The sequence below is a fragment of the Chryseobacterium viscerum genome (assembly GCF_002899945.2).
Taxonomy (GTDB): domain Bacteria; phylum Bacteroidota; class Bacteroidia; order Flavobacteriales; family Weeksellaceae; genus Chryseobacterium; species Chryseobacterium viscerum.
In genome coordinates, this window is record NZ_PPEG02000009.1 from 312,008 (window position 1) to 326,242 (window position 14,235).

Genomic DNA, 14,235 nt, shown 5'->3' on the forward strand with positions numbered 1-14,235 from the left:
CAGTTTTATTGAATAGATTTTTTGATGCTGTATTGTGGTTGTACCGTGTTGGTCATATCAAGAAGGATATCATACACTCCATCTTCAAGTATTGGAAAATCATAGGCATCAAAGGCAACGCTTTTGCCATCATTATTCAGCCCCAAATTATATCCCCAGTCGTTATTATACCTGAATTTAAAGTTGCCTTTATTCAGTTTATAATTTTTCAGAAAATAAATAGTTGGATTTTTAGGATCTGTCTGTAAAGGGATGTCTTTGTCTTTTCCGTCCCAGCCGATAGGAGTAGCATTTCCTATGATTCCCCAGGAAAGGGTATTGGTATTTCTTTTAGCTGTTTTCACAGTTCCATCCCAGAAATGAATGACAACAGTGTTTATTTTTCCGTTTTGATCCGGTTGAAAAGTGCAGGTGAATTTATCATCCAGTTGAAATGATGTATTGCTTACCGGCAATAAGGAGTTTCTTGGATAACCTCCTTCTTTGAAGATGAGATGTCCGTCAGTAGCGGTTATATAGAAGTTTGAATTTTCCGTAGAATATACACCTTCCAGCTTTTTTAAGTCTTCTTGACTTACTTTTACAACTGGTGGAATTGTATAAGGTTTATTATACACTATGTTTTCAACCTGAGGAATGATAAAATGAGTGTGTGATAATTCCGAGTTGGAGATTACGATAAGGCAGATGTCATCCTCCAAAACCCTATAATATCTGCTTCTGTAACCTGGCCCACCACCATCATGTCCCACTCTTTTTTTACCAAAACCAGACGAAATCTGAAATCCCAATCCATAGTGATCTTTGAGGTAAGGGGTAAAAGCTTTCTTTAGGGTTTCTTTTTTCAGGATTGTAGAGTTCTTGAGTGCTTCGTTGAATTTGAACAGATCGCCGACCGTTGAATACATAGCTCCTGCACCAAAAGGGTGATCAGTTTTGAAACGTAACGCTTCATTAGACCTTTTATCAGATAAAAATTCATATCCTAATGCTTTGTTTTCATCGGTAACACTATTGAAATGAAACCCACTGTGATCCATTTTCAAAGGCTTCAGAATATAATTTTCTATAGCTTGGTCATAGTTCAGGCCTGAAACTTTTTTAATAATATAGCTGAGAATATAATACCCGGAATTGGAATAATCCCAATCTTTTCCCGGAGAAAAATTCAAAGGTTTTGCAGAAATATATTTTATAAATGTTTCCTCATCTACAGTATACTCAGAGTTGGTATCATTGGGAATTCCTGATGTATGGGAAAGCAGATTGGCAATGGTAATACTGTCTCCCTTAGGAAATTCAGGATAATACTTTGAAAGTTTGTCATTCAGAGATAATTTTCCCTGTTCTTCAAGCTGAAAAATCACTGTTGCGGTAAACATTTTTGTGGTTGAGAAAACACGGTAAAGGCTGTTATTGGTATTTTTTTGTTTTTTAGGAGCATTTCTATAGCCATAGCTTTTTTCGAAAATAATTTTTCCTTTTTCAGCAATCAGTACAGAACCACTAAACAAACCCGCCTTTTCATACGTGGTGAATAATTGGTCCAGCTGTTTGGATTTTTGAGAAAAAAGAGGACTGGCTGCAAGCATTACAATAATGCAGGTTAGAATGGATTTCATTTATTTTTTTTAAATAAGACACTTTTAAGTGTGATAATATTACATGGGATTTCAAAAAATATTTTATTGATGAATGATTGAAGAGTTAAATCAATATTCATCGCTTTTATTTTCAATTATTTTTCTCATGTTATATTTTTTCAAAATACTTACCAGTAAACTGATACCGTATTTTTTTATCTGTAACTTTATAATCATCAAGGATTAATGGAATGCTGATGATTTTCTTTTTAGGATCATATTCAATATCGTAATTTCTGATCTCATTATCCCGGTTAGATTTTGCCGAAAGATCAATTTCGTAACCAAGTTGGTTTCTGATACCGGTTTTTGTTTTAATAAGTTGAGCATTACTGTTGAGTTGACCGCCATCAATAGAAAAGACTTTTATGCTGTGGGAAGTGAGGGCAGAGCTGTATACCGCTGTATTTTGAGCGAGGTAATATTTTTTATCCTGTGATACAACATCGTTGATCTGATAATAAAATGTTTGTGGATCCATTTCACTGTTATCACCTATTATTTTAGAATATACCTTCTGATCAGATTCATACTGGAATATATTTCTAAAGAAGTGCATGGTTCCTCCATTCCATGTATCCCAGGAATAGATCCTGAACTTGCCATCTTCTGAAGAAGAAACCTACAGCCCATTTTTTCTGAGCGACTTAAAATCATACCTCATTGTTTGAGGATTGGAGGTGTGTTGAAGCAATAACTTTTCGAATTGATTATTAGCTACCGTAAGCGAATCATAAGCGTTTGTATTATGATCGAGATCGGCATACCAGTGATTGATTTTCTGGAAAGAAAGATCCAGCTCTTTCTCAATAGCAGTTATACTTTGTCCGGATACAATATTAGACAAAAGCAGAAAGAATAAGATTCCAGCTGTTTTTTTCATGGTTTATTAGTGTTTATTTAGTGTTATTTTTTGCTTTTTAACTGGAATACATTCCCTTCAGGATCGATTCCGTCACACAGCCAGAAGGGGTAGTTGTCAAAAGTTTTGATTTCTCTCATCTGGATATTTTTTGAGATCAGCTCATTTCTCGCCAATTCTATATCGCTATCAATTTCAAAAACGATTTTGGTATTGTTATCAAAGGTATACCCCGGTTCTATTTTCTCAAGATATTGATCTCCGATTTTGTGTAATCCAATCTTTGCACCTCCCGCATCAAGCAAAGCCCAGATCGGATCTTCTTCAATTACTTTCAGACTAAAGTTTTCCACATAGAAATTTTTGAGCAATGGCACATCTTTTACATAGAGAATAATGGTACTAAGCTGAGCATTCATATTGTATCAATTTTTAGGTTAAGCTTCGTAGATAAGCTGTACTACACCAGATCTGAAAACATTCGTTGTAACCAGCTTTAAATTTAATTTTTCCTTTATGTCTTCAAAGAGAGGTTTCCCTTTTCCTAAAGCAATCGGATGTACAGATATTCTGTAAGTGTCAATAAGATTATACTGAATAAAGGTTTTAATAAGACTTGCCCCTCCATACAGCCAGATATCTTTTCCACCCTGATTTTTTATTTCTGAAACTTTTTTTGCAATATCAGAACTGATAAAAAAAGCCTTTTCATCTTCCCTGTTTTGACTTGAAAAAACGAATTTATTTTTTGAATGAACGGATTCCCATAGTTTTTGCTCTTCCGGACCTGCATTTTCCTCCGGCTGATAATTTCCCCATGCATCATAACTTACCCTTCCGTAAAAGATAGTGTCTATCCCTGAAAGAAATCCATCAAAATCCATATCATCATCCATGATGCACCAATCTGTTTCTCCATTGGGACCTTCAATAAATCCGTCTAAGGTAGTGGCAAGATTTAATATTACTTTTTTCATTTTATAATACGTGTTGAATATTTTGAAATACCATGAAAGATAGGGGAATTTCCCCTTTTTTATGGCGGAATAAGATCGCTTTATTTTATTTCTCAGATTCTGTAACTCCGATCATCACCCCGAAATTTCCGTCTTTCTGAATCCAGTTTTTTTCCGGGAGATAGGTTCTCGAAACGTAGCCATCAAGATAAAGAGCATCTTTACAACCTGAATTTTTGAAAAACTGCGCCAGGGTAAAAAAACTGACTTCTTTCTTAGACATCGCAAAAATGAGTTCTCCGTTTTTCAGAATTCCTACGCCGTTTCTGATGTTCAGATTTTTAGAATTTTCCTGAAAAATGGGGTTGATTTTTCCATTGATTAAAAGCATAGGCCCGGATTGGGTCGCGTATCTGATGTTTTTACTTTGCCTGTATTTTTTAGTTTCAACAATTCCTGCCCGTTTGTTTTGGGTTAAATAAAATATTCCGTTAGGCTGAAGATAAAAGTTTCCGTTGCCTTGCAGGGTGTCTATGGGTTTCAGGGTTTTAAAATTTTCAATGTACAGACCTTTTGGAGCGTTGTCGGCCTCAAACATTCCTCCGTTCATAGCGAATACTAATTTTTCTTTTTTAGACTGGACATCAAGATTAAGACGATCAAGGCTTTTCAGGAGTTCACCTTTATCATTTTTCCAATACAATTGTATATTGTGTTTCTCAGGATTCACCTGATAAGTGATAAAACGATGATCATCCTTTACTTTTTCTTTACAGCAAAAGCCAGAGAAGAGCAGAAGTGAAAGGAGAAAATAACGGATGTTTTTTATATTAAATCTCTTATTTTTTATTTTGAGAGTTTTGGACATAATGTAGTTTTCAGAACAAATATATTGCTTTCGGCTTATTCATTAAGACAGTTTTATGGTATTTCAACGTTGCTGTTTTTTGCGTAAAATAATTAAAGCTATCAGAAACATGACGATCACAAATGTTGAAATATAAATGATTATTTTGTACCTGCTATTTTGTTGGATAAGCGTTGTTATTTCTTTTTTCTGTTCATTGATTCTTCTGTCATGTTGATTAAAATCGTCCACAACCAAATCTGTAAGTTCAGCATGATTGGATGCATCAGAACTTTCAGATAATCTTTTATGCTCAGTACTTAAAGATTCCAGCTCCTTTAATTCTTCCGGAGAAAGCTGATCCAGCCTTTTTTGTACAAAACATTGACTGGAGTAGAGGAGTCCGGTATCTTTTTCATCATAAGCGAAAATTAAATATTTCCCTTTTTCTGTGAAAAGGACGTCACAAGAATGCAATGGAGAACCGAAAAGAGTAGCACTCTGTGTATAAAATTCATCGTAGTAATCTGACTTGTAGATCTTATTGATTTTTACTTTGCTTAGAATATTTTGGGCAGTTTTGAATCCCGAAGGAACTTCTGTGACATCATATACTTCACCGATAAAAACAAAATCTGCGTTTTCAAAGGAAGACTTCAGAGTGGGGTCACCATTGCATTTGCAGGCAAGAATTTTTAAAGAAAACAATAATAGGAAAAGTAAAAAAGCTCTGAATTTCATGGGGTCTGTTTTTTTCTTGATTGAAGGAACTTTATGACTGTGAAAATAAATACCCATACTATAAATCCAATGATAATAATCCACAAATTAATATTGGTAAAGGAAAAATTTGAAAATGGCCACTCCAAACCAAAGAAAGTATTATTTATAAAATAAATAATATGGTAAATAAGAACGGATGTTATAAGGCTGAGCTGCTTTTGAGTACTAATGATTAAAATTAAAATTGTTGAAATTGCTAAAGAAATACCTGATACAATCATAATTCCAATAGGAATCATTGCTATATCTCCGCTAGGTAATTTCAAGAGCTTAAGATATTCAGCGGAGATCACTGTGTTTAAAATTCCTATTAATAGGAAAATTCCGATTATTTGTAGAGTTTTCAAGTTGACGTGTTTTTTATTCTTTTTACAGATTAAATAATTCATTTATTTTCTGATACAGATTATTCAGATATTCATTCTGAGGAGCACAGTTGCCATTGCTCATCTTTAGAGAACTACTGGGTTAAATTTTTCTTTACAAGAATTGTAAACATTGGATCTCTTTTTTCACCTGTCCCCGGATCATATTCAGAGGTGTATATTTTCTTTTTGACAAGAATATATTTATTTCCAATTTTTTCTATTCTGAGTAAATAATTTTCTCGGAATGCAGACCATTTGAAAAATTGATAGACTTCGTTACTTTCTTTAAATGAGGATTTATCAATACATTCTAAAGGTTTTTCCTTAAGCATTTCAGACATGTATTTACATGCGTTATCATTGTCCTGAGCTGCTAGAAAAACAAAAGGGAAGGTTAAAATGAAAGTAAATATTTTTTTCATCAGGTAGTATAAGATTTTTTATTCATTGGTCAAAACCGCTATCAATACATATTACTTTTCAACTCTTTTATATTTTGAATAACATGTTGCTTTCCAAATTCTCCTAAATTAGAAATATAATTGCCATTTTTATCAATAGTTGTAGAACTAAAACAGGGATAATGCATTTTGAAAAATAGCTTTTCAATCAATGCATTTTCGTCTTTCTGCCATTTGCTTGTTCTGGGATAATAGTATTTTAAACCTTCATTCTTTTTATAAACCCAAAAAATATTATTGATTGACAATCTGTTGACCTCTTCTTTAAAGTCTTTGTCAAAAATATTCCATTCCGACTTAGCATTCTTTTTATTGCATTTATCTATCCCTGGATAGTATATGATGATAATGAATTCGTTTTTCAAAGGAGCAATTTTGTTTAATGCTATTTTTAAAGAATCATATTCTTCAGGTTTTAATTTTCCTTTTGTTCTTGGTTGATAAAAAATGTTAGCAACTTGATCTTCTGTTTCAAATTGGTTATAGCTGTAGCCTATTTGACTAGCAATTTTTTCAAATTCTTCTTTTGATATCTTTTGAAAATCATAGTTATAAAAATTTTCAACCTTAGATTGCGCGTTTAATGCTTGAAACGAAATTAAAAGGAACGTAAATAAATTTTTAAGTGTGTTTTTCATAGTATTTGTTAGTATCCAAATCTACAAATTATGTAATATATTACATAATTGAGTCAATGTTTATCTATCATTTTGTTTTGTAAACCGTAAAGTATGAATCGCCTTTAAAAGCTCGTTCTGACTTTCTTTCGTTAGGTTTGTTCCGTATAGGTTGAAACGGATTTTTCCTAAGGATCCAGTCTTAATGCTGTCAATATAAACTCCTGCCATCCCTTTTCCAACTTGTTTTGGCTCTAATATTTTTGCCTTGTATCCATCAATTTTTTTATAGGTTATTTTACTTTTGATGAAATCCTCCTGATTTGCATTTGCATTGAGGATCATAAATGCGGTAGTGTCAGCTTCTGGATTTACTTTTAAAAGCTCGTTCAAATCTTTTCTGCTAATAATTGCATTTGTAGGTTCTTCCAATGAGCTTGAATAAGGTCCGTAATCATAAAAAATTGAATCGTTATTTTTGGTGACGATGATTCCGGCATTGCTATCGTAAGCATCCGTTTTTAATCTGTTCCAATCTTTGGGAGCCTGAAATGTAAAGCTGCCAAAGTCCATTGATTTTGTTTTTTGAGAATTCTCGGAACAACTTAATAGAACCCATGCAATGACAATGAATAAAGATAAATGTTTCATATTTGGGTAATGTTTAAAATGTCAGCTTCATTTTTTATACTTCTGTTTTATTGGGATTCTCTATTTTGTTCGGTAAAACCCAATCTACATAAAGCTTTTTATTTTTAATATACATACTGTTATTAGTATTCAAATCTACATATAAATGTTAGAATAATATTTTGTAATGGAAAGTCATTGTTAAGAGTGAAAAATAAAACCGCTCTGTTTTTCAGAACGGTATGTGAAAATTTATTTAATATTTTTTATTTACAGATCAAACAGTCGCTGCCTTTTTCAATGGTGTTGCACCAGGTAGTTTTTCTGACAATATATGACATAGAATTAATTTCGTTTCTGACCTTCTGCAATTGGGATTCAGCTTCAATTTTTGAAGGATACCCCATAAGAACCGTTCTGAATGAACCTCCTTTTTTAATAATACTTGAATTATGATTGATCTTAATCGCTTTTTCAAGGTTGATATTGGCATTATCTATATCTGTACTTCCTGCAGCAATAATAAGCCACTCTGCATTTTCGTTGGTAGTGCTTGATAAAGGAGTCTCAAATAAATTTACTTTTCTTTGGTTCTCTTCATTCTGTTGTATTTGTTTGGGAGTTGGGTTAGCAATGGCAGAGTCTCGTTTTAAGTTGTTTTGTGCCTTTATATAATCATCATACTCCCGTTTAATGGTATTATAGTAATTGGTCCAGGACTTTTTCATTTCACCACTTGGGGCCACTATAGAAAGGTATTTTGCGAGCTGAAGCCTCACTAATGGACGTTCTTCGTTTTTAACATCATTCACGTACTTATCAAAATATTGGAGTTCTTTAACATCCTGATCTCTTTCTTTAAAGAGATCTGTTACAATTAAAGTGACTGTACTGATAGCGAGAGATATGATAACCCATTTAAAGTAGGATAAAAATTTCTCAAGTTTATCAGGATCTAAGGTTCCTTTTTTTATTAGATAATAAACTATAAAAATGGATAGTAAACCTATCAGAATAAAGGATAGGTATAGATAAAATGATACGGTACCGGTATTTGAGAACATATTACAATTTTTTATGGTTAATCAATGTTTTGTTTCACACATGTAATAGTCAAAATTACCCAGCATAAGTTTAATTGTCAATAACCCTTTTGTGGTAGATTTTATAACACAAAACCACTCTGAAAACGGAGCGGTTATGAATAATATCTATTTTTCAGCCATTATTTTGTCTTTCTCCTTCTGAAATTCTTCATCGGATAAGACTCCTGAATCTTGCAGTTCTTTAATTTTTTTCAATCTGTCATATTTTGTTTCTGTGTTGAGATGTTGAGATTTTTCTTTCGGTAAGAATTCATCGGGAATAATCAGTTCGCCTGAACGGATGGCATTTTCCAGATCAATTTCATAGTTCACGAGGCCGCTTCCGATTTTAGCATAGTAGACAAAACCGTTTTTTTTGCTGCCTCTCGGCATTATTTTCTTGACTTTGAATGTCAGTCCGGAATTACTTCTTTTGAAAGAATTGGCCTGATTAGCCAATCCCTGATATCCCGTGGTTGAAGAATAGTTGAATAAGGATGAGGCATTGGTTCGGATAAATTTAAAATCTCCGTCATTCATAGAACCTGTCCCGATTTTCAGGTCTAACCCTTCATACACTTTAAAACCTGTTGAGGTGGTGAGGGTATCATTTTCAAATTTTGGGGTGTTTTGAGCATAAGAAATTCCAAAAATAAGGAGCGTCAATAATATGGCTAGTCTTTTCATTGTTTTATTTTTAATATTCAAAATTGAAGACCAAAAGTAAAACGAATTAGAATGCTTACCTTACGGAAACCCTTATACAGGGGGCTGTTGTTAAAAAACAGCAAATTCATATGTATTTTATAAAGATAAAAATATTCTGAAGCAGCCTTGCAGGCCAACTAATTGTTTGTTGTTTAAAATATTATTTTTTTAACCTGTGTAGTGCATCCAGTTTTATAAAATACTCATCCAGCAGATCATAAATAGCTTTTTGGTCTTTTCCCGAAACCTTGTTATCCCAATCTGTATTGACGATAAGGTACCTGCCCATCTTTTTATCCTTAAAAAACCAGATCACAGAATTCATTCCTGGATCACCGCCTGTGTGCCCGAAATTACCGGTAGAGCCAAAGCCCATTGTAATTCCCATATTATATTCGTCACTATATTCACTGTTGCTTCTGTCCTTGAAATTGTTGGCTTGCAGCTGAGGGGTAAAATATTCTTTGTAACTTTCTTTAGAAAGAATGCTTCCGTTTCCAAAATAACCTTTCATGAGTTCCAGAAGGTATTTGCTCATATCGCTTGAAGTGGTCAGCAGCCCTCCGTCAGGATACGTATTGAGTGAATAATAAGGGTAAGGTGTCTGTTTATTGATGAATGTCCGGGTATATTTTGAAAAATTAATAGTGCTAAAACTCCAGCCTGAATGGTTCATTCGTAACGGTTCAAGAATATATTTCGTGGTAAATGTATTGTAAGACATTCCTGTTGCCTTTTCCAAAACCAGTGCTGCCAGCGTTGCTCCAATATTGGAATAATTAAAAAGTTCACCCGGTTTGTTTTCTGTAAAAACCTCTTTAGAATACCATTTTCCTTTTTCGCTGAGAGTATGAGTCAAAAATTCTTCAATTGAAGTTTTTGCGGAAGGTGGATTGAATTTGGTGGGTGAAATATCAATATTTAAATGGCTTGCAAGATCTATCGTATCTTTTAAAACAACAGTATTATGTAAATAAGCACTATTGTCATTAAGAGAAGAGGTATGGGTAGTCAATTGTCGGATTGTTATCGGGATTTCCGGATAATAAGGATTGGTTACTTTAAACGGGAGATATTGATTAACGGGATCATCCAATTTTAGTTTCCCCAATTCCTGAGCTTTGAGGATCGCAATACCAATCAATGTTTTTGAAACTGAAGCTATATTTTGAACGGTGTTTTCATCATAGTGTTGAAGAGGATTGATGGAGGCAATACCGAATCCGTTTTGATACAAAATGTCACGATCATTCACCAATGCCACTCCAAATCCATTGAAGCTTGCATTCTTACTGATTTTCGTTAGTTTATCTGTTAATTCTTTTTGGGTTCTGATGAATTCCGGTGACTGTTTTTTCTGTGCCTGGCAGAAAATAATCATTAAAACAAAAAGAAGAATGTAATTTTTATTTTTCATATGGGCATTTTATTTAAAACAATTTCAACCTCCTAATTATTACATTTTCAAAACTTTATTTTCGTTTTTAGATAGTAGTATAGCTGGTTCAGAATTAAAATAAAGGCTCTCCATTGAGATCTGTCGACAGTACCTCACTCATATAATCAAAAAAAGGACGCATTGCCAGTAAGGTGAGAATGACCTCCTTTTGAAAATTGTCAGATAAAACTTCCTTATCGGTAAACTTCCGCATCACCAGAAATTGCTTTTTTCTGATTAAATCTATAGCCGGATGATTTTTATCGAAACCCCGTGGTGCCGTTTTTACAGAATCGCCTTTGAGCTCACCGAAATATTTTACGAAGGTTTTGTCTGAAGTAATCTTTTCAATTTCTGTACTGCTGATTTCAAATTCTTTACGGATACGGAGCAGGTCCTTTGCTTCTGGACCCCAAAATCCGCCTCCCACAAAACTGTTTCCGGGTTCCAGCTGAATATAATATCCGCCTCTCAGCATAGGCTTGGAACGGGAATATCCAACTCCAAAATTGTTTTTATAGGGTGTCTGGTCTTTGGAAAAACGAACGTCTTTGTAAATCCTGAAAATATGGATTCCTTTGAGCTGATCATGCTCCTGAAGTTCGGTATAGATCTGATTGAAAAAAACTTTATTTTCTTTCAGAATCTGATCATATTCGGTTTTGTGCTTCGCAAACCATTCGCGATTGTTATTTTCTTTTAAATGATTGAGGAATTCAAATGCTTTTTTCATATTTTTTATTAAGTGAGTTTATGCTTGAGCCCATTGTAGCTCAATGTATTTTGTACAGTCGTTTTTCATATCATCATACCCATCCAGTAAAATTGCAGAACCTCCTTTTTTCACTCCTTCTTTTACTATTTTATAAGTTTCTTGGGCTGCATCAGGACCTAGTCCAACTAAATCAAAAATAATATTATTTGTATTTGAAAGAGTAGTATACAATGATAATAGCCGTCTCGGGATGCCTGTAAGAGTATTGACTTTTATTTTTTTATTTATCCATTCCGTCTCATAAATTTTTGAGGCATAAGGACTGGCCGGATTTGCGTTCTTCTTTAAATATTCTCCTACAGTCACAGGATAAAAAATATCTCTAAACTTTGATTCTCTGAAATGTTCAGCAAAAGTCATTTTTTTGTGGATAATAGCACTTTCATGGTGTGTCTTACCACAGAATATATCTTTAAGAAACATTTCTGTTTCATAAAAGTGTGCTCCGTTGAAAAGATTGATAATAATAATCTCTCCTGCATTTAGTGTAAATGGGGGGACGTAGAATAGATCTGTTTTTATTCCTTTGTTTTCTATGAGCATTTGGCTATTTTTTGTCCAGCCAAGCTTGTCAAATAGTAGTTCTTCATATTCTTTGTTCCCTTTGATAGCTTTAATAAGATCTTCAGTGTTGTCAGGGATATTATTTCCATGTTTTATTTTGTTTCCATAGCATAACTTATAGTGATAAAGCTCTATTAAATTTGCGGTTTGATTGGCTCTTTTTAAAATTGTATGATCTAGCTTATCTACATTGCCATTTTCATAGATTCGTAACCAATATACTAAGTTTGAAATTCCTATCCGCTCAATAATGTTTGCTTGATTGAATCTATCCGAAAGAGTATCAACTACTTCCTTAGTTCCAAAGACTCTCAGACAAGGTCTTAAGAATATTCTGTTGAAACTGGGATCTTTATAATGTATTGCTGTTATTAATAGAGTTTCATATAATTCTCTGTTGAAGCTGTCGTATAAATAAAGCAAGTCAGCTACGAAATATTTGTCTGAAATTTCAATATCACTTTGGAGAAGATCTACTAATTCAACAGTTTGTTGTTCTGATAAATTTTGATTATTTGCTTTGAATTCAGTCAAGACCTCATTCTCCCGCTCATAATCAGGGGCAAAATAGTCTCCAATGATTTTATATTTTTCGAGAGCTGCTTTAATTTGCATAGAGAATGTCTGTGTAAAGTACTTAATTTATTTATCAGTTCAGAATTTGGAGATTTGCGTGACAGAGTAGAAAATCTCCTGTTAGCTAACCTATTTTTTTGTTCCAAAATGAGTTTTTATCAATTTTCTTTTTGTCAACATGGGAGTAAAGTAAAAAAATATCTTTTGCAATTCCTCTTGATAAATTATTATTCCAAAGTATAATATCATTGCCAAACATTGAAAGAACAGCCTCTTCATGGTCCAGTATTAAAAACCTATGTCCTAAATAAGGAATGATTGGAGGCACATTTTGGCTCTTAATAATATCTTCGGTCACACGATTGGCTTCCATGATCCATTTAATTCTTGTTTGTATTATCGGAATGTCATCAGGATAAGAATAAAATATAGGACCAAAATCAAACTCTCCTTTCCCTCCATTATTATCTATTCCCGGTTTGTCTAGGCCATTCATCGTTCTATAATAGTTTTTTAATGACTCTGGAAATTTGATGTTCAATTGTCTCTGGAAATCTTCTAATTCAGGTTCTGAAAGTCCTTTTTTCCATTTACTTCCTTCCTGAATTTGAAATCCCCAGCACTCTTGCAGATCAACTTTCTGCCAATATTTTTCACTTTTCTTTTTTATCAATTGAAAGCTTGAAATTGAATTGTCCAGCTTTTTAAATTGTCTTTTTTTCATAACGTTTCTTCTGACTTTGGATTAGTTGTTTTAATAGCTCAAAGTCTTTGTAGTACAAATCATACTCTATTCTCTGATTCTTAATTTGAGTCTGTTAAAAGTGTTTTTTGTGAAATAGAATTCTATTGCAAATAGTGCGTAAAAAAATAATACTGAAAATATAGCGAGTGAAAGATCCCCTTGAAAGTCGGGATCAATAATTTTTTTTAATATAGCGAATACCAATATCAACGAGAGAATTGAGAACCAGGTATATCCCCAAATACTTAATCTCAGTTTAGGATTTTGAAGATTATTTTTTTTAAATACAATGATTAGTATAGGAAGAATTGCTAAGAAAGGAGTTTTTATTCTTGTAACCTCAATTCTGTTTTTAAACTCTCTTCCAAAGAATAATTTTCCATCCTTTGTCAATGAAGTCGTGTTGGCTAAATCCAGTATCATAGAGCTTCTCTTTGAATTTTTTCTTATTGCTTCGTCAATTTTGTTATCACTGAAATTTAAATGCATTGTAATCATTTGATTATTTTTGAGTATTTGGGAATTAATCATTGTTCCTATCCTCTGTTAATTTTTGTTTCAATTCTTCAGATATCAGATTGTTTTCTATCAAGTAATGACTCATCATTTTCAGAAATTTCTTTGATTCTTTTAAATAAACTTCATCCAGTGAGGATTGATCTGTTTCTAAAAAGACTTTTGCTCTATGAATAAAGATTCCCGAACCCTGAAATTCTTTGCTTATGAATAACGTTCCCACTAAGGAAATGTATGAGACAAATTTATGTTGACCATAATTTCTTTTCAAATATTGAAGTGGCATCTTTTGATGCATAAATTGGAAATGAGAAATGATTCTAATGTCTTTCAGATATTTTTCCTGTTCAATTACAAACCAGTCGTCCACTATTTCTCCATCCAGATCCATCTCGAGATCATAATATCCAATGGGTTCTAAATTTCCAAGATATATTTCGCTGTACACATGAAGACCTATTCTTGCTCTGATAATAGGCTCGCTGTATCGTTGTTCAATCAGATATTGATATCCCTCAAATAGGAGCGTGATTTTGAAGACTTTCCCTTTTTCAAACAGTTAATAAATATAAAATACACTCTAATACACTAAAACTTCTTTAGCATACAGCCAAGGACTAAGTCCATTTAACGATTTATGCGGATGATTACTGTTGTAATC

18 protein-coding genes are annotated in these 14,235 nt (G+C 33.1%); all 18 read right to left on the reverse strand.

Features of this window, described 5'->3' with window-relative positions; translation table 11 throughout:
* Positions 1-5: 5 nt before the first annotated feature.
* Positions 6-1,622, reverse strand: coding sequence for a serine hydrolase (locus tag C1634_RS21050; RefSeq protein ID WP_109739082.1), 1,617 nt, complete (start codon positions 1,620-1,622; stop codon positions 6-8).
* A gap of 130 nt (positions 1,623-1,752) precedes the next feature.
* Positions 1,753-2,202, reverse strand: a complete 450-nt coding sequence (locus C1634_RS21055) for a hypothetical protein (protein WP_103232606.1) — start codon at positions 2,200-2,202, stop codon at positions 1,753-1,755.
* Between the two features lie 63 nt (positions 2,203-2,265).
* On the reverse strand, positions 2,266-2,526 hold the full coding sequence (locus tag C1634_RS21060) for a hypothetical protein (RefSeq protein WP_103232605.1): 261 nt from the start codon (positions 2,524-2,526) through the stop codon (positions 2,266-2,268).
* A 23-nt stretch (positions 2,527-2,549) separates the two neighbouring features.
* On the reverse strand, positions 2,550-2,924 hold the full coding sequence (locus C1634_RS21065; RefSeq protein WP_103232604.1) for a VOC family protein: 375 nt from the start codon (positions 2,922-2,924) through the stop codon (positions 2,550-2,552).
* An 18-nt stretch (positions 2,925-2,942) separates the two neighbouring features.
* Positions 2,943-3,482, reverse strand: a complete 540-nt coding sequence (locus C1634_RS21070; protein ID WP_103232603.1) for a dihydrofolate reductase family protein — start codon at positions 3,480-3,482, stop codon at positions 2,943-2,945.
* Between the two features lie 85 nt (positions 3,483-3,567).
* Positions 3,568-4,329 (reverse strand): phosphodiester glycosidase family protein, encoded by a 762-nt coding sequence (locus C1634_RS21075; RefSeq protein ID WP_103232602.1) that lies wholly within the window; start codon positions 4,327-4,329, stop codon positions 3,568-3,570.
* Between the two features lie 63 nt (positions 4,330-4,392).
* A complete protein-coding gene (locus tag C1634_RS21080) occupies positions 4,393-5,049 on the reverse strand; it encodes a hypothetical protein (RefSeq protein WP_123921540.1) in 657 nt (218 codons plus the stop codon).
* A 502-nt stretch (positions 5,050-5,551) separates the two neighbouring features.
* Positions 5,552-5,881: a hypothetical protein gene (locus C1634_RS21090; RefSeq protein WP_103232599.1), complete on the reverse strand. Its 330-nt coding sequence runs from the start codon at positions 5,879-5,881 to the stop codon at positions 5,552-5,554.
* 41 nt (positions 5,882-5,922) lie between these two features.
* Positions 5,923-6,558, reverse strand: a complete 636-nt coding sequence (locus C1634_RS21095) for a hypothetical protein (RefSeq protein ID WP_103232598.1) — start codon at positions 6,556-6,558, stop codon at positions 5,923-5,925.
* Positions 6,559-6,618: 60 nt separating this feature from the next.
* Positions 6,619-7,188 carry a hypothetical protein gene (locus C1634_RS21100; protein WP_103232597.1) on the reverse strand — a complete coding sequence of 190 codons (570 nt, stop codon included), beginning with the start codon at positions 7,186-7,188 and terminating at the stop codon, positions 6,619-6,621.
* Between the two features lie 245 nt (positions 7,189-7,433).
* Positions 7,434-8,231 carry a hypothetical protein gene (locus C1634_RS21105; RefSeq protein ID WP_103232596.1) on the reverse strand — a complete coding sequence of 266 codons (798 nt, stop codon included), beginning with the start codon at positions 8,229-8,231 and terminating at the stop codon, positions 7,434-7,436.
* Positions 8,232-8,378: 147 nt separating this feature from the next.
* Positions 8,379-8,939, reverse strand: coding sequence for an SHOCT domain-containing protein (locus C1634_RS21110; protein ID WP_103232595.1), 561 nt, complete (start codon positions 8,937-8,939; stop codon positions 8,379-8,381).
* A gap of 181 nt (positions 8,940-9,120) precedes the next feature.
* Entirely contained in the window at positions 9,121-10,377 is a 1,257-nt protein-coding gene (locus C1634_RS21115; RefSeq protein ID WP_109739084.1) for a serine hydrolase domain-containing protein, read from the reverse strand.
* A gap of 94 nt (positions 10,378-10,471) precedes the next feature.
* Entirely contained in the window at positions 10,472-11,131 is a 660-nt protein-coding gene (locus C1634_RS21120; protein ID WP_103232593.1) for a DUF2461 domain-containing protein, read from the reverse strand.
* Positions 11,132-11,149: 18 nt separating this feature from the next.
* A complete protein-coding gene (locus C1634_RS21125; protein WP_103232592.1) occupies positions 11,150-12,352 on the reverse strand; it encodes a hypothetical protein in 1,203 nt (400 codons plus the stop codon).
* A gap of 85 nt (positions 12,353-12,437) precedes the next feature.
* A complete protein-coding gene (locus C1634_RS21130) occupies positions 12,438-13,037 on the reverse strand; it encodes an SMI1/KNR4 family protein (RefSeq protein WP_103232591.1) in 600 nt (199 codons plus the stop codon).
* Positions 13,038-13,103: 66 nt separating this feature from the next.
* Positions 13,104-13,589 carry a hypothetical protein gene (locus tag C1634_RS21135; RefSeq protein ID WP_103232590.1) on the reverse strand — a complete coding sequence of 162 codons (486 nt, stop codon included), beginning with the start codon at positions 13,587-13,589 and terminating at the stop codon, positions 13,104-13,106.
* Positions 13,582-14,022, reverse strand: coding sequence for a hypothetical protein (locus C1634_RS21140; protein WP_103232589.1), 441 nt, complete (start codon positions 14,020-14,022; stop codon positions 13,582-13,584). The genes C1634_RS21135 and C1634_RS21140 overlap by 8 nt, the downstream gene beginning before the upstream one ends.
* Positions 14,023-14,235 lie beyond the last annotated feature (213 nt).

What these genes read in the sequence shown, in the direction of transcription:
- C1634_RS21050 (WP_109739082.1), bottom strand. Translation starts at nt 1,622, where the DNA reads ATGAAATCCATTCTAACCTGCATTATTGTAATGCTTGCAGCCAGTCCT.
- C1634_RS21070 (WP_103232603.1), bottom strand. Translation starts at nt 3,482, where the DNA reads ATGAAAAAAGTAATATTAAATCTTGCCACTACCTTAGACGGATTTATT.
- C1634_RS21060 (WP_103232605.1), bottom strand. Translation starts at nt 2,526, where the DNA reads ATGAAAAAAACAGCTGGAATCTTATTCTTTCTGCTTTTGTCTAATATT.
- C1634_RS21080 (WP_123921540.1), bottom strand. Translation starts at nt 5,049, where the DNA reads ATGAAATTCAGAGCTTTTTTACTTTTCCTATTATTGTTTTCTTTAAAA.
- C1634_RS21130 (WP_103232591.1), bottom strand. Translation starts at nt 13,037, where the DNA reads ATGAAAAAAAGACAATTTAAAAAGCTGGACAATTCAATTTCAAGCTTT.
- C1634_RS21100 (WP_103232597.1), bottom strand. Translation starts at nt 7,188, where the DNA reads ATGAAACATTTATCTTTATTCATTGTCATTGCATGGGTTCTATTAAGT.
- C1634_RS21110 (WP_103232595.1), bottom strand. Translation starts at nt 8,939, where the DNA reads ATGAAAAGACTAGCCATATTATTGACGCTCCTTATTTTTGGAATTTCT.
- C1634_RS21065 (WP_103232604.1), bottom strand. Translation starts at nt 2,924, where the DNA reads ATGAATGCTCAGCTTAGTACCATTATTCTCTATGTAAAAGATGTGCCA.
- C1634_RS21135 (WP_103232590.1), bottom strand. Translation starts at nt 13,589, where the DNA reads ATGATTAATTCCCAAATACTCAAAAATAATCAAATGATTACAATGCAT.
- C1634_RS21105 (WP_103232596.1), bottom strand. Translation starts at nt 8,231, where the DNA reads ATGTTCTCAAATACCGGTACCGTATCATTTTATCTATACCTATCCTTT.
- C1634_RS21055 (WP_103232606.1), bottom strand. Translation starts at nt 2,202, where the DNA reads ATGCACTTCTTTAGAAATATATTCCAGTATGAATCTGATCAGAAGGTA.
- C1634_RS21075 (WP_103232602.1), bottom strand. Translation starts at nt 4,329, where the DNA reads ATGTCCAAAACTCTCAAAATAAAAAATAAGAGATTTAATATAAAAAAC.
- C1634_RS21120 (WP_103232593.1), bottom strand. Translation starts at nt 11,131, where the DNA reads ATGAAAAAAGCATTTGAATTCCTCAATCATTTAAAAGAAAATAACAAT.
- C1634_RS21115 (WP_109739084.1), bottom strand. Translation starts at nt 10,377, where the DNA reads ATGAAAAATAAAAATTACATTCTTCTTTTTGTTTTAATGATTATTTTC.
- C1634_RS21125 (WP_103232592.1), bottom strand. Translation starts at nt 12,352, where the DNA reads ATGCAAATTAAAGCAGCTCTCGAAAAATATAAAATCATTGGAGACTAT.
- C1634_RS21090 (WP_103232599.1), bottom strand. Translation starts at nt 5,881, where the DNA reads ATGAAAAAAATATTTACTTTCATTTTAACCTTCCCTTTTGTTTTTCTA.
- C1634_RS21095 (WP_103232598.1), bottom strand. Translation starts at nt 6,558, where the DNA reads ATGAAAAACACACTTAAAAATTTATTTACGTTCCTTTTAATTTCGTTT.